Raw genomic sequence first — 14,811 nt, 5'->3', positions numbered from 1 at the left:
TAACTTTTTAGGTGTTTAATTTCTATCTAGTAGCCAATCAGATGTAGGACGTCGCGCAGGACACTATAACCGGCTAAGTCCCAAAGTAAATAAGCAAGAAAGCCAATGGCTGCCAAGCGACCATTCCAAATTTCCGCTTGAGGAGTAAAGCCAAACAGAAAAGCATTGCGATCTACGCCGTTGTATTCTGTTGCAACAGGTGGTAAATCAGTAGAAGGACGAGTTTCTTTAGTTGCCATTTGTTTCTCCAAAATTTAGTAGCTTTTTAGGTGTTTAATTTCTATCTAGTAGCCAATCAGATGTAGGACGTCACGCAGGACGCTATAGCCGGCTAAATCCCAAAGTAAATAGGCAAGAAAGCCAATGATTGCTAAACGACAGTTCCAGATTTAGGCTTGATGTGTCCAGCCAAACAGAAAATAATTGCGATCGCAACCATTACCTTCTGTTGCAATTACTGACAAATCTCTGTCTGGAAGAACAAGTTGCCATCTTCGTTATCCTTAACAATTCGTTTGTTAACTTTAATGTAGCTATTAATAACTAAATTGCTTTCTGCCTGTAGACACAAACTACAAGCACATAATCAACTACATATTGGTATAGATAAATCCACCCTAAGAGGGTGATAAAAATCAAAATGTAAAGAAATGTAACTTTTCAGTAATTAAATTATAATTGCAGAAAAATCAATCGTTGTGATTAAGCAATTAAAATTAAAAAGTGGCGGTCAAGAATTAGCCAGCTTTTTAACTCATAGTGAACATTTTCATAGTTAGCTAATAAAATTTATATCTTTTGCTGGATATGGTTTTCAGCCTTTGGAGAGATGCTTGAAACAGCTAAAGTCTACGATTCTGAGCTAAACAGAGTTAGGTATTGCAATAGATACAGACATAATCGATACTAATAGTTGCTTCTCAAGAAAATCTTAATTCCCCAAATTTCAACTTAGTAGAAGGAAATACAATGTTCCAAAGTACGGAAATTATGCTGGGACTCTACAAACCACTATTGTGGTTAGCACAGGTTCCAGTAGAATCCTCAAACGTCACGCCAGCACAGGCATCGGTTCTCACTTCTGGGCCACGCTTTTTTGTGGCTTTAATCTCCGGCGTGATTTTAGCCTTTGCTTTCCAATTAGTTCTAACTAATCTCTCCCTTGCAGCCGGTATTTCCTACCTGGGGCACTCATCTGATTCGGATTCCGATTCTGGGGAAGTCGGAAGTTTGGGCGGCAGCATTCGCAAAATCGGCACCGCAGTGGGGATTTGGACATTAGTCACTGTGACGATCGCCTTATTAATCGCTTCTTTTCTGGCGGTGAAATTGAGCCTGGTAATTTTAGACCCAGCATTGGGAGCGATTCTCGGCTTGGTAATTTGGGGTGCTTACTTTTTGATCCTGGTTTGGGTAAGTTCCACCACTGTAGGTTCCTTAATTGGCTCAGTCGTCAATACGGCAACTTCTGGGTTTCAGGCGATTATGGGGACAGCCACAGCTGCACTGGGCGCTAAAGCTGTGAATAACCAAGTTGTAGCGACGGCTGAAGCTGCGGCTAGCGCTATCCGTCGGGAACTAGGAAGCGCCATCGACCCTACAAGTATCCGGGAAAACATAGAAGATTACTTAGAAAAGCTGCGTCCCCCAGAGCTAGATTTGTCGAAAATTCGGGGTGACTTTGAAAATTTACTCAACGATCCGCAATTAAAAGCGATCGCTGGGACTTCACACATTCGCAACATCAACCGCGAAAAGTTCATCGAGTTAGTCAGCAGTCGCACCGACCTTTCCAAAAAAGACGTTAGCCGCATTGCTGATACGTTGTATAAAGTTTGGCAGCAAGTGGTAAGTCAGCAATCACCCACCCCAGACGGTCTGGCTGAGTTAATGGATTATCTAAAATCAGTTCCAGCAGGACAAAGCAAGACAGATGAACTTAACGCCAAACTGGATCGGTTAGTAGCAGAAAAGCGTGATTCCAAACAAGCTGACCAAAAAGCGGCTCCAGGGCTAATTCAAAGTACACTCCAGCAAGGACTATCTGCCTTAAGCGCCACTGTGTTGGGACGGACAGATTTGCCTGATTTGGATGTGGAAAAAATCTTGCGTAGCCTCACCACTGCTAAAGATAAAGTCACTCAACAAGCAGATAAGCTAGGGTTGCCAACACCTTCAGAACCCTATAGCCCAATTCGTGCTGATGTCGAAAATTACCTGCACAACACTTATGCTTGGCAACTAAGTCAGGAAAAAATTGCCCAAGAATTTCGTGATGTCATCTACGACCCAGCAGCTGACCCAGGAATAGTCCGCAGGGAAGTAGAACGACTATCCCGCAACGATTTTGCCAATATCTTGGAACAACGAGGACTACTTACCCAAGCCCAAATTCAGCGGATTGCAAATCAGCTAGAAACTGTCCGCCAAGAGGTGCTAGTGACAGTGAGAGCTGTCGAAGAAAGAGACATAGTTCAAGACTTGCAACGCGCAGTGGAAAGTTATCTGCTCGTTACCCCGAAAGCAGATTTGACAGCCGAAGGCATTGAGCAGAATTTTAAACCACTGTTGCAAGACCCAGAGGCAGATTATGAAACCCTGACATTGCGACTGGCGCTGGTTACACGTCAGGAGATTCGGGAGATATTGCTGCAACGTAATGATGTCCAGCTATATGAAGTAGACAGCATTCTGGATGAGTTTGAAAAACAACGCGATCGCGTCTTGGTAGAATCCAAAGGACTAGCAGAACAGGCACAATATCAAGCAGAAACCCTGTGGCTGAATGTAGAATCATATCTGCGTAATACAGGGAAATCAGAACTGAATCCTGATGCCATCCGCGCGGAGTTCAAAAAGCTACTGGAAGATCCTCAAGCTGGAATTACCTCCATTCGGGCCCGCTTGTCTCGCTTTGACCGCGATACCTTAGTGCAATTGTTGAGTCAGCGGCAAGATTTGAGTGAAGATCAAGTTAATCAAGCCATCAATGCTGCTGAGGAGTCGTGGCATAGTATTCGCCACACACCGCAAGCTGTTGTGGAAAAAGCCAAAGAGCAATACGACTCTGTTACCACCACGATCGCAGATTATCTGCGGAATACTGGTAAACAAGAACTCAACCCAGAAGGTATTCAACGAGATTTAACCAGATTATTTGAAAATCCCAAGGAGGGAGCTGTCGCACTGCGCCGTCGGTTGTCGCAGGTAGACCGAGATACACTAGTGAAGTTGCTTAGTCAACGCCAAGACTTAAGTGAAGAACAAGTCAATGAAATCATTGATTCTACACAAAATTCGATTCGCAACTTTGTGCGTGCGCCTCGTCGCCTAGCTACCCGCACACAGCAAAGAATAGAAACATTCACAGGTAATGTGGAAGAGTATCTGCGGAATACTGGTAAAGAAGAACTTAACCCAGAAGGTATCAAGCGCGACTTGCAACTATTGTTGCACGATCCGCGAGTTGGGGTAGAAACTTTTAGCGATCGCCTTTCCCATTTTGACCGTTCTACGATTATCGCCCTGCTAAAAATTCGGGAAGATATTTCTGATGAGGAAGCGGCACGGATTGCCGATAACATGGTGTCCGTAAGGGATCAATTTGTAGAACAAGTGCGGAACATCCAACGAGGCATTCAAGATGCAATTGATGGGGTTTTCGGCCGCATCCGTAACTATCTTAACTCCTTGGATCGTCCAGAACTTAACTATGATAGTATCAAGCGCGATATTCGCACAGTTTTTGACGATCCCCAGGCGGGGTTTGATGCCCTGCGCGATCGCCTATCTTCTTTTGATCGTGAGACCCTAGTGGCAATTATGAGTTCTCGTGAGGACATCTCTGAGGAAGATGCCAACGGCATCATCGACCAAATTGAACGCGCCCGTAACACAGTATTGCAACGTGCAGAACGCATACAGCAAGAAGCACAACGCCGCCTAGAACAGGTGAAGCATCAAGCACAGCGGCAAGCAGAAGAAACCCGCAAAGCCGCAGCTACAGCAGCTTGGTGGCTATTTGCCACAGCATCGGTTTCCGCGATTTTCTCTGCATTAGGAGGAGCGATCGCTGCAAAGCCGTAGTTTAACAAGTTTTCTCCGCTAACTTTTCAGCCTCCTGGTATGGGAGGCTTTTTTTGTATTTTGCAGACTTACACGCCATGCTCTTTAAACCATGCCAAAAGACGTTTCCAACCTTCCTTAGCTTCTTTCTTGCGGTAAGAGGGGCGATAATCGGCAAAAAAAGCATGGGGTGCATCGGGGTAGACGATAATTTCAGATTTGCTACTGCTGGACTTTAGGCGATCGCGCATCTGCTCTACTGTATCTAAAGGAATACCCGTATCCTTACCACCATAGAGTCCGAGAATGGGGACTGTCAGTTTTGATGCAATATCAATGGGATACTTCGGCTGAAGTTCAGTAGCATCACCCACCAGTCGCCCATACCACGCCACACCTGCCTTCAGCTTCGGATTGTGTGCTGCATACAACCAGGTAATGCGACCCCCCCAACAGAAGCCTGTAATCGCCAATTTATCGGCATTACCCTTAGCTGATTTCACCGCCCAGTCTACCGTGGCATCGAGATCCGATAACACCTGGGCATCTGGCACTTTGGCTACAATTGGGCGAATTTCGTCTGTACTGCTTAATTTCGAGACATCCCCCTGACGGATGAATAATTCAGGTGCGATCGCCAAATACCCCAACTGAGCAAAGCGACGAGTAATATCCTGAATATGCTCGTGGACTCCAAAGATTTCTTGGATCACCAGGACAATGGGGAAATTTTCACCAGTGGTAGGTTCTGCTCTATAAGCAGGAATTTCCCCATCTTTAACAGGAATTTTCACTGCACCAGCTACCAACCCCTTGGCTTCAGTGGTGATAACTTCGGCAGAAATGGGTTGCACAGCCAAGGCAAAACCCGTCGCCACGCTGGCTGTTGTAATAAATTTGCGGCGTGTTATTTCTTTCATGATCAAAATTGGCGAAAACTTTATTGTTGGTTATCCGTACAGCACTATAATGTAAATACTACGGGTTAGCAATCGTTTTGCCGTAATATTGACTTTGTTTGCTACCTCATCGTTCCCTGTAATTCATTCTATTGCTTTGCCTGTATACAAAGAGCGATCGCCTTATTTTTACCGATTTATCCAATCTTCTCCACCAGCTAACTGAGTAAGATAATCATCCATAATCGCTGGTAATTCCTTTGGCGAATAAGTATATGTTAAAGCCAGTAAACTAGTGGCTGTAGTTAAAATCTGGCTTTTATCTAGCATTGCTGACAACTGAGAGCGACTAAATTTGCCGTTCATCACTTCCTCACTAGCATCAGCGATCGCATCTTCAATAACTTCCTCTTCTATCAAATTTTCCCATTCATCTAAATTAATATAGTAAGATGTTTTATTATCTTTGATATTCAGTTTTTTAATTTCTCGGATTGAATTACGAATAGAATTTGCCCATGAACCAGTTAATTGTTGCTCTACTTGGTTTTTAATCAAATGAATCAGCAGAATCCTTAAATAAGCTTGGGTATTTCGCAGAATAGCTTGTTTACTCATGCCTTCTAATTCATCAACAATTGTTAAGGCATCTGCATAACGTCCTTCCAAAATACTATTTTTGAGGTCTATTAGTTCCTGAGTCATTTTTTACCGCCTACCTGCTTTCCAATCTTCTCCACCGGGTAGCTGAGTTAAAGTTTCAGCCACAACTGCGGGTAACTCCTTAACTGAATAAGAATAAGTTAGCGCTAAAAACTTCAAAGTAGTCTGAAGAATCTGGTTTCTATCTACCATTTCAGTAAGTTGAAATTCATTGTAAATTCCATTCAAAACTTCCACACTAGTATCAGGTACTGCTACTTCTATTTCATTTTCAATATAAGTATCCCATTCGTTTAAATTGATATAATAGGATTTTTTATTGTCTTTGAGATTGAGTTTCTTGATTTCTTTAAGTGAATTACGAATAGAAGCAACCCAAGAATTGTTAATCGCAGTTTTCCTTGGTTCTTAATCAAATGAATTAGCAAAATCCTTAAATAAGCTTCGATATTTCGCAGAATAGCTTGTTTACTCATCCCCTCTAATTTATCAACAATTATCAAGGCATCTGCGTAACGTCCTTCCTGAATAAAAGTTCTGAGGTTTATTAATTCCTGTGTCATTCTTATTAACCTAAAAATTTCATCATCCTAATTTGAATATAACAATTACCCCTGTTTCATTGATCAGGTAGATATCTTAACCATTAATAAACTCACAACTTGCATTAGTCCCCAAAACCGCCACAAAATTCATTCTGAGGCTTATAGCTCAAGTTTTCTAGAAAACGACTGAGTAAAGGTTGTAGTCAACTTGAGTAGACTTACGTTATAAAAGAAGAAATTTATTGACGGAATATGGGGCAGATGCAAGATATAACTAAAGCGTATCCTTCACTTCTTCGCCTGTATCACTTGTAAACTACCACCAGAATATAAAGTGGGTTTACTCACTTCAAACCCCGTCTCTGCCAATAATCTAGCCAAATCAGTTTTTAACAATTCCCAAGCTGTCTCCGTTTCAAACAACAGCAAAAACACTGACACACCGGGCCAAAATATCGGATTCGTAGGAGCATGAAAATCCACCAGCGTAAACACCCCTCCTGGTTCCAGCACTCGATAAACTTCACTAATAATTTTTCGCAATTGCTGAGGCTGCATCTCATGTAATGCAACGCTGGTATGCACCACATCAAACAGATTATCTGCAAATGGCATCTTTTCGGCAAAAGCTTCGACATAGGAAGCTTCAGGTACATTTTGCCGCGCCCGTTGCAAAGACTTGGGTGAGGCGTCCAATCCTGTTACATTTTGTGAAAATTTTACCAAAAATTGCGTCGTTTGACCACTGCCGCAACATAAATCTAAGACCTGAGTTTCTGAGTGAATTGTTAAGCCTTGCAAAGCAAGTTGCCGAAAACGGGCTTCACCACCTACACTTAAGGCTGCTAAACGAGAGATCCCATCATACAGCCACTGATAGCGGTAACTCCAATCCCTTAAAATTGTTGCCATTGCATATTTCCTTGCTATTAAGCTTTATTATTTAATAAAGATATATATTGTTAACATTAGTAAAAAACCTGAAAAGATTGGGGGAAAGTAACTGCTATGGGTCGTGTAGGCGTCTTATTACTCAATCTCGGTGGCCCTGATAAGCTAGAGGATGTCGGGCCGTTTTTGTACAACCTATTTTCCGATCCGGAAATTATTCGCCTACCATTTCGCTGGTTGCAAAAGCCCCTAGCCTGGTTTATTGCCTCGCGGCGACTCCAAACCTCTCAAGAAAATTATAAGCAAATTGGTGGTGGTTCCCCACTGCGGCGAATTACAGAAGCGCAAGGGGAAGCTCTAAAAGAACAGTTGGGTTATTTGGGGCAAGAAGCCAATATCTACGTGGGAATGCGTTATTGGCATCCTTATACAGAAGAGGCGATCGCACAGCTTACCCAAGATAATATACAAAACCTGGTAATCTTACCACTATATCCTCAGTTTTCTATCAGCACCAGTGGTTCTAGCTTCCGGCTCTTAGAAAAGCTTTGGCAAGAAGACCCAAAGCTTCAACACATTGATTATACCGTCATTCCTTCCTGGTACAAACAACCAGGCTACCTCCAAGCAATGGCGGAACTCATAGCCCAAGAACTCGATCAGTTTCCTAATCCAGACAAGGTTCATATATTCTTCAGTGCTCACGGCGTTCCTAAAAGCTACGTTGAGGAGGCTGGCGACCCTTACCAGCAAGAAATTGAGGAATGCACTGCCCTGATGATGCAGACCCTCAATCGGCCCAATGTCCACACCTTAGCTTACCAAAGTCGCGTCGGCCCAGTAGAATGGCTCCAACCCTATACTGAAGATGCCCTCAAAGAACTAGGCGCACAAGGTGTGAAGGATTTAGTTGTCGTGCCAATTAGTTTTGTCTCAGAACACATCGAGACACTGCAAGAAATTGATATTGAGTATCGGGAAGTAGCAGAAGAATCAGGAATTCACAACTTCCGTCGTGTTCCTGCTCCCAATACCCATCCAGTGTTTATTAATGCACTTGCAGACCTGGTGATTGATGCGCTGAAAAACCCCAGTTTCAAGCTTTCACAAGCTGCCCAAATGAAAAAAAGGGTGAAAATGTACCCCCAAGAGCGTTGGGAATGGGGTCTGACTACTAGCGCTGAAGTCTGGAATGGTCGGATTGCTATGCTGGGCTTCATTGCCTTAATCATCGAGCTGATTACCGGTCACGGCTTCTTGCATATGATCGGGCTTTTGCAGTAAATGAAACGAGTTAGGAGTTAACGCGATGTGCAACTTAATATTTTGACCTCACTTCCATTCCTCTCTCCTGAAAGGAGGAGCCACTGCCTTAAGTGGCGAGCCACTCTTGTTGCACGTGGCGTCAGAGGCTTTGAATTTTCCTCCTTCCCTCATAGGAAAGGGGGCAGGGGGGTTAGGTTTGAGTAAAAGTTGCACACGGGCGGAGTTAGGAGTTTTAAGTTTTTCTCCCTAACTTTTCACTCTTAACTTTTATCTTCATTCCTAACTTCTCACTTTGAACTCCTAACTTTTCTGCCAATACCAGTCATACCACTGCTTCGCGCTACGAACTGCAAACCAGAGCAGCATTAAAGCAATTAATCCTCCTTGCGAGGGAGCACCAAAGGCAAAAAGTACTAGAGCTACACACAAGGTATCTTGAAGAAAGACTGCCCACAAGGGTAAGCCGCGTAACCGATAAAACCAACCAACTTGAACTAGCTGGAGTACTAAAGCTAACAAACCCCCAATTAAGGCAATCAGCCAGTTTGGCGTTGCTGTTGCAGAAGCTACTCCTAAACCCATAATTGCTCCAACGACGGGAGACATGAATAATTCAACCAGTTGTAGCAATCTTTGCCCCCATAGCTTTTTTGAGGCTAATAATTCAATTAAAGACCAACAGCTGAGGCAGCCTAATAAGATTGGTGGAGAAATGTGAGATAAAATTGGAACTTGTGACCATAAGTTACTACCCTGCAACAGTCCGATAATCAGCAGAGGTGTACCTATTCTCATTCCTGCTGCCGCAGAGGCAGAAAGTATGGCTAGGATTTCAATCATTAGGGCACTCAGAGTGCTAGGTGAGTGAGTATTTGTTGTTTATACTACCCACTGCTACTAATAATTCCAGCACTGAACTAAAATTTTTACGACTTACGCAATACATTTATTCGTTGAGATTGGGCATAGGGCATGGGGCATGGGGGATTGGTTAATTTTCCATGCCCATTAGCAATTAAAGCTAAATACCCAACCTTTGGTAAACCTCTTCTAAATGCAGGAGATGCTGTTGGGGGTCAAAACTCACCTCAATTTCTGCTGGGGACAACTTTTGGGTAACACGGGAGTCTTTGCTAATTAATTCGTGAAAATTGCCTTCTGGCTTATTCCAAGCAGCATGAGCGTTTTCTTGAACGATCGCATAAGCTTCTTCACGGCTGCTTCCCTTGTCTATCAAGGCAAGTAGTACTTTTTGGCTGAACACAACGCCACCATAAGAGTTGAGATTTCGTTCCATGTTCTCAGGATAGACCAATAGGTTTTTTACCAAGTCGGTTATTTCTATCAACATAAAGTGCGTCAAAGTGCAAGCATCTGGCAAAATTACCCGTTCTACAGAACTGTGGGAAATGTCCCTTTCATGCCAGAGAGCCACGTTTTCCAAGGCTGCACCTGCATGACTTCTGACAAGTCGTGCCATTCCTGTCAGCCGTTCCGAACGGATGGGATTACGCTTATGTGGCATCGCCGAGGAACCTTTTTGACCTTTGGCGAAGAATTCTTCAACTTCCAGAACGTCTGTTTTTTGCAGATTGCGAATTTCTACAGCAAAACGTTCGATGGATGCCGCTACCAAAGCTAATTGTTGCACATAGTCAGCGTGGCGATCGCGGGAAATAACTTGTGTTGAGGCCGTATCGGGTTTGAGTCCGAGTTTTTCACAAGCGATCGCTTCTACACGCGGTTCAACGTTAGCATAGGTTCCTACTGCACCAGAAATCTTACCCACGGCAATAGTTTGGTGAAGAATTCTCAAGCGTTCTTGGTGTCGCAACACTTCTGCTAACCAGCCAGCTAGCTTGAAACCAAAAGTAATCGGTTCAGCGTGGATACCATGCGATCGACCAGCCATCACTGTATGACGATGTTCTTGTGCTTTTTGGCGAATTACTTGAATCAAATCTTCCAGACGTTGCAATAATATATCCAGGCTGGCAACCAATTGCAGTGCTAAAGCTGTATCCAAAACATCCGAACTGGTTAAACCCAGATGAATGTAGCGTCCGGCATCACCTACATATTCATTGACATTTGTCAAGAAAGCGATGACATCGTGGCGGACTACAGCCTCAATTTCCAGCACTCGTTTCGGGTCAAAATCTGCCTTGGCTTTAATTTCCTCAACCGCCTGAGATGGAATGTAACCCAGTTCAGCTTGAGCCTCACAAACAGCAATTTCGACTTGCAGCCAAGTTTTTAGCTTATAGGCTTCACTCCACAGATTAGCCATTTCGGGCAAAGTATAACGCTCAATCACAGTTAGGCATAGAATACAACCGTCATATTTTACAGTTTAATTAATGTAGATCACTTTTTAGTGCTGCTTTTTGCTCAGGGACAGAACGAGTTTTTGAATCAAAGGTGATGATACTAATCCTACCGTCAGCCTCTATATATGCAAACTTCACATCTGCTAAAAATTCCACACCTTGCTGACGTAACTTGCTCATCAACTCATCCTCTGTAATTAACTCTCGTTGCAAATGACGCTGAATCATCCAACCATTTTTTACCAGTAGCAGCGGTGGCTGATTCATAAAACGTTGGAACTGAGGTATTTTTTAGCCTAACCAATTCAGCAAATAGCTCCAAAAAATCACAGTTCCTACTAGAATAGCGCCCTCAGTAATCGATGTATAATTACTTGCCATAGCGTTTTGGGCAGCTTCAGCAAATAGCACAACTACTAGTAAATCACTTATTCCTAGTGTTCCTAGTTGTCGACTAGGAAGGAAACGTAGCACTGAAAATAGTGCTAAATATACCAGCGATCCACGGATAATCAACTCCAAGACGCTAATGCTAGGAACAAAGATTGACTGCCAATTGATAAAAAACCATTTTTCCATTAGCACTGATTTTCTTCCTTTCTCAATAGATTTCTGGAAAAAATCCAGGATCAGGTTATTTATCTGTGGTCTTATTTCATAAACCTGATTTTTCTTAAAGGTTTAATCCTTCAAGATGTATCAGATTTACAAATATAAAATTCCAATATTGCGAGATTAAAATCGCTAATCTTTTCTTCTATTTTTTAAGCGTTTGGGCTTTTTAAAAGACTGGAATAAGCGGTTAATCAAGTTAGAAGATGGCTTTTTATTAGTGGATGATCGTCCCGTTGTATTTGTGCCATTATCTTTAGTGTTATCAGACAGAGGTATAGCATCCTTTGTTGGGACTATACCGCTTCCGTACCTTCGGGCATAAACTTGGGTAAACTCTGCACCGAAGAAAAGAATCTGTGCAGCATAGTTAACCCAAGCTAAAAGCACCACCAGTGAACCGGCAGCACCGTAGGTTGAACCAAAACTGCCATTACCTAGATATTGTCCTAATAAAAACCTACCGATAGAGAACAAAAATGAGGTAATAACAGATCCAATAAAAACATCATTCCAAGTAATTTTGACATCAGGCAGAACTTTAAAAATTAACCCAAATAGTGCTGTAGTGCTCGAAAAAGATAAAGCAAAGTTAACTATTCGCCAGAGGAAATCAACACCGGGTAGGATGTTGCCAAAGTATTTTACTAATGCTGCTAACCCCGTACTAATTACCAGAGAAACTAAAAGTAGAAAGCCAATCCCGATCACCATTGCAAAGGACAAAAAGCGTAGGCGAATCATATTATTTACGCCGCGTCCGGGTTTCGCTTTCACTTCCCAAATCGTGTTGAGGGAATCTTGCAACTCGGTAAATAAACCAGTAGCACCCACTAACAAAACTACAACACTAATAATGGAAGCGATCGCTCCTGTCTGTGGTTTATTAGCATTCTGAATGGCTGTTTGGATAAATTGTGCCCCATCTTTACCGACTAAACCTTGAATTTGTCCAACGATTTGACCCCTTGCTGCGTCTTCTCCAAATACTACCCCTGCGATCGCAATTACAATAATTAGTAACGGTGCAATGGAAAAAATTGTGTAGTAAGCTAACGCTGCCGCTAACCGTGAAGCTTTATCCTCACTCCATTCTTTGAATGTCTCTTGTAATAACTTCCAAATCGCCTGTAAATTCATCCAATCAGTCTCCTTAGAAGATGTCGCTTACTTCATGATATATTTGATACTTATTTCTGAAGTAACGGCATCCACCCAAGGGAGTTTGTGTAGCGTCCTGAAGGAGGAATTTAGTAGAGTCGATAATTTGCTTGACGGCAATATCTATAAATCATTTGCTTTTTGGTAAACATTTTTGGTAGACAATAGACCTGTCTGAGATATAAATTTTGGTACAAAAAAATGGTACGATTGAGGTTTGAGCGTCTACCTTTGGTCTATCATACTTCAACTATCTTTAAGCTAGGCAAAGAATGCTTTTTCAATTTTCGGACAAGTTTAATGTCTACATCAAAGATGCGACTATTTGTCATAATTGGTATTTATGTACTTCAGTCTAAAATTCCCCTCGTGTTAACAACAAGGGGTTTTTGGGGCAATTGGTCGTGAGTCGCGATCGCTTTGCAGAAAACGACTGATTATGTGAGTGATGCTTATTGCTTAGGAATATTGGTTCTTCTGCACCCCCAAGTAAGCTCATAGTCAAAACCTGTAAACAGATTTTATCCCACGACCTGTAATCATTCCGCTAGGCGTTCTTGAAAATAAAGGCGATATAAATTACAAAGGGATTGGACTTCATTGCCTTTGGATTTAATTAGTCCCATGCTGCGTAATTTAAAAGCTTGTCTTGAATCTAATTTAATGGGAACATCACTATTAATTACTTGTTGCATTGCTGTTTTCAACAAATTATCATCTTCCAAAAGCAAAAGATAGTGATATAAAAAATCCCCAAATAATTCTTCGTCAGTTGGCGCAATTTTTAGAAATTGTTCTAAGGTTAAATTACCCTTAGCAATTTGATAAAGAGCAGTTCTTAATAAATAAGGATGACCATCAATCATTCCCTTTAATTGTTCGATTTCTGCTTCTGACCAATTTAATCCATGTCGTTGGATTAATTCTTTTATTTGTGTAGAGTTAAATTCTCCTATTTCGATAGATAAACCCACATTAAAAGGGGATTGATTCACTTTTAGGTAAATATAAACTTCTTGAGAATGAGCAATTACTAAGCGTAATTTTTGCCAAACTTCTTCGTTTGCCCCATTTTCATGCCAAACTCGGAGTAAGGCAAAGAATTCTTGGGCAATCTCAGTATAAGGAAAAATCTGGTCAATATCATCTAAGCCTAATACTAGGGGATTTTCAATAGCTTTTAATAAATATTTTTTAAAATAATTAGTGCAGTTTCTTTGACTACTTAAGCGGTTATTCCAATATTTATCTATTTGTTCTTCTACTCCTAATTCTTCACTCAGAATTACACAAAATCCCTGTAAAAACGTATTAAGGTCTGTGAGATTTTCTTTACTCCATAAATTCAAAAAAGCTGTGCAATAGCCTTGTTTTTTAGCATGGTGGAGGATGCGACTCATTAAGGAAGTTTTGCCCATCTTGCGCGGAGCTTTGATGCGGATTAATGCCCCTGGTTGGAGGATAGATTCATAACATTTAATTTCCACTTCTGGACGCTCGATACAAAAGGGAGAATTAAGGGGAACTTGACTATCAATATTCTCAAAAATAATTTTATTATCAAAAATAACTTTAGTTTCACTTTGAGGCTGTGGGTTGATAGAGGCTGAGATGAGGCTATTTTTCCAAAAAATAGGTGTTAAATGTTCGGGTATGTTTTCTAACTCTATGGCATTGCAACCCAAAACAAAGGCATTTTCAATAGATTCTCCATTAAAAAGGGTATCGTAAAAACCAATAGAAAATTGTGTAGCTGCTTCGTCTCCTATTGCTGTATTCATACCTATAATATAATTAATATATGGATAAATGCCTTCAGCTTGTACTTCTGAATAACAAGCATTGAGTAAAACAGTTTCTATAGTAAAAATCTCTTTTAAAGCTTTAAAAAAACGTGAGAGTGCATCAGGTGTAACTAACACAGCTTTCCCTGAATCTCCCATTAAAGCTAATCCCTGTTCACGGCTACCATGTCCAGAAAAATGAAGTATCTGGGGTTTATGAGTTAACAAAGCACGGCGTAATTCTTTGGGACGTACAGCTTCTTCAACGAGAATTTCAAATTGTTCTCGTTTTAATGAGCGTTCCCAAGCACTTTTAATTTCTCGGACTTCTTCACTTAAACGTAATGGTTGGGTATTGGTAGGATTCGCAGTTAGAATTAAAATCTTTTGGCGGTTCATACGCTCTAAGTGGATTAATAATTGGTATTCTATATTTTTTATGCCAAGATCACAGCGCAACTTTCAACGATGATACGACCATTTATGAAAGTGATATCTCCTATAGTACGCCTTATGTGAGTGAGAAGGGGTAGCAAAAAAGAAAGGGAAACCACAAGATAAAGGTAACGAAACCAAAGCTTGAGGTCTCCCAATG

Annotated in this window: 11 protein-coding genes and 3 pseudogenes; 3 read left to right on the top strand and 11 right to left on the bottom strand. The window is 41.6% G+C overall.

Going from position 1 to position 14,811, the window contains the following annotated elements; genetic code table 11:
* Positions 1-26: 26 nt before the first annotated feature.
* On the bottom strand, positions 27-239 hold the full coding sequence (locus V7K21_RS14260) for a high light inducible protein (protein ID WP_334794158.1): 213 nt from the start codon (positions 237-239) through the stop codon (positions 27-29).
* Between the two features lie 45 nt (positions 240-284).
* A pseudogene (locus V7K21_RS14255) lies at positions 285-464 on the bottom strand (high light inducible protein).
* On the opposite strand from V7K21_RS14255, the gene V7K21_RS14250 reads away from it, so the two are divergent.
* Positions 401-547 (top strand): hypothetical protein, encoded by a 147-nt coding sequence (locus tag V7K21_RS14250; protein ID WP_335175305.1) that lies wholly within the window; start codon positions 401-403, stop codon positions 545-547. The pseudogene V7K21_RS14255 and the gene V7K21_RS14250 sit on opposite strands and share 64 nt — an antisense overlap.
* Positions 548-969: 422 nt before the next feature.
* On the top strand, positions 970-4,086 hold the full coding sequence (locus V7K21_RS14245; RefSeq protein ID WP_335175239.1) for an MFS transporter: 3,117 nt from the start codon (positions 970-972) through the stop codon (positions 4,084-4,086).
* 68 nt (positions 4,087-4,154) lie between these two features.
* Here V7K21_RS14245 and V7K21_RS14240 read toward each other — a convergent pair whose 3' ends face one another.
* The 4 genes and pseudogenes from V7K21_RS14240 to V7K21_RS14225 all read right to left on the bottom strand — a co-directional run bounded on the left by V7K21_RS14240 (position 4,155) and on the right by V7K21_RS14225 (position 7,084).
* The gene (locus V7K21_RS14240) at positions 4,155-4,985 is read right to left on the bottom strand and encodes a dienelactone hydrolase family protein (RefSeq protein ID WP_335175237.1); all 831 of its coding nucleotides are present in this window, start codon (positions 4,983-4,985) and stop codon (positions 4,155-4,157) included.
* A 168-nt stretch (positions 4,986-5,153) separates the two neighbouring features.
* Positions 5,154-5,669 carry a hypothetical protein gene (locus V7K21_RS14235; protein WP_335175235.1) on the bottom strand — a complete coding sequence of 172 codons (516 nt, stop codon included), beginning with the start codon at positions 5,667-5,669 and terminating at the stop codon, positions 5,154-5,156.
* A 3-nt stretch (positions 5,670-5,672) separates the two neighbouring features.
* A pseudogene (locus V7K21_RS14230) lies at positions 5,673-6,190 on the bottom strand (hypothetical protein).
* Positions 6,191-6,460: 270 nt separating this feature from the next.
* Positions 6,461-7,084, bottom strand: a complete 624-nt coding sequence (locus V7K21_RS14225) for a class I SAM-dependent methyltransferase (RefSeq protein WP_335175233.1) — start codon at positions 7,082-7,084, stop codon at positions 6,461-6,463.
* A 96-nt stretch (positions 7,085-7,180) separates the two neighbouring features.
* Here V7K21_RS14225 and hemH point away from each other — a divergent pair, with 96 nt between their 5' ends.
* Positions 7,181-8,347, top strand: a complete 1,167-nt coding sequence (gene hemH, locus V7K21_RS14220; protein WP_335175231.1) for a ferrochelatase — start codon at positions 7,181-7,183, stop codon at positions 8,345-8,347.
* Between the two features lie 282 nt (positions 8,348-8,629).
* Here the strand turns inward: hemH and V7K21_RS14215 are convergent, their stop codons facing one another.
* From V7K21_RS14215 to V7K21_RS14195, 5 genes and pseudogenes are all read right to left on the bottom strand, one after another.
* A complete protein-coding gene (locus V7K21_RS14215; RefSeq protein WP_335175229.1) occupies positions 8,630-9,169 on the bottom strand; it encodes a DUF4126 domain-containing protein in 540 nt (179 codons plus the stop codon).
* 181 nt (positions 9,170-9,350) lie between these two features.
* Positions 9,351-10,646, bottom strand: coding sequence for an adenylosuccinate lyase (gene purB, locus V7K21_RS14210; protein ID WP_335175227.1), 1,296 nt, complete (start codon positions 10,644-10,646; stop codon positions 9,351-9,353).
* Between the two features lie 40 nt (positions 10,647-10,686).
* Positions 10,687-11,238: pseudogene (locus V7K21_RS14205) on the bottom strand (DUF421 domain-containing protein).
* Between the two features lie 165 nt (positions 11,239-11,403).
* Entirely contained in the window at positions 11,404-12,411 is a 1,008-nt protein-coding gene (locus tag V7K21_RS14200) for a YihY/virulence factor BrkB family protein (RefSeq protein ID WP_335175225.1), read from the bottom strand.
* Between the two features lie 560 nt (positions 12,412-12,971).
* Positions 12,972-14,615: an AAA-like domain-containing protein gene (locus V7K21_RS14195; RefSeq protein WP_335175223.1), complete on the bottom strand. Its 1,644-nt coding sequence runs from the start codon at positions 14,613-14,615 to the stop codon at positions 12,972-12,974.
* Between the last annotated feature and the right edge of the window lie 196 nt (positions 14,616-14,811).

This window comes from Nostoc sp., assembly GCF_036919595.1.
Taxonomy (GTDB): domain Bacteria; phylum Cyanobacteriota; class Cyanobacteriia; order Cyanobacteriales; family Nostocaceae; genus Nostoc.
This window is presented reverse-complemented; position numbering and strand designations above follow the sequence as displayed.

Bases quoted from the DNA above. Each gene is read 5' to 3' on its own strand.
- V7K21_RS14260 (WP_334794158.1), bottom strand. From the start codon at position 239: ATGGCAACTAAAGAAACTCGTCCTTCTACTGATTTACCACCTGTTGCA.
- V7K21_RS14245 (WP_335175239.1), top strand. From the start codon at position 970: ATGTTCCAAAGTACGGAAATTATGCTGGGACTCTACAAACCACTATTG.
- V7K21_RS14240 (WP_335175237.1), bottom strand. From the start codon at position 4,985: ATGAAAGAAATAACACGCCGCAAATTTATTACAACAGCCAGCGTGGCG.
- V7K21_RS14235 (WP_335175235.1), bottom strand. From the start codon at position 5,669: ATGACTCAGGAACTAATAGACCTCAAAAATAGTATTTTGGAAGGACGT.
- V7K21_RS14225 (WP_335175233.1), bottom strand. From the start codon at position 7,084: ATGGCAACAATTTTAAGGGATTGGAGTTACCGCTATCAGTGGCTGTAT.
- hemH (WP_335175231.1), top strand. From the start codon at position 7,181: ATGGGTCGTGTAGGCGTCTTATTACTCAATCTCGGTGGCCCTGATAAG.
- V7K21_RS14215 (WP_335175229.1), bottom strand. From the start codon at position 9,169: ATGATTGAAATCCTAGCCATACTTTCTGCCTCTGCGGCAGCAGGAATG.
- V7K21_RS14200 (WP_335175225.1), bottom strand. From the start codon at position 12,411: ATGAATTTACAGGCGATTTGGAAGTTATTACAAGAGACATTCAAAGAA.
- V7K21_RS14195 (WP_335175223.1), bottom strand. From the start codon at position 14,615: ATGAACCGCCAAAAGATTTTAATTCTAACTGCGAATCCTACCAATACC.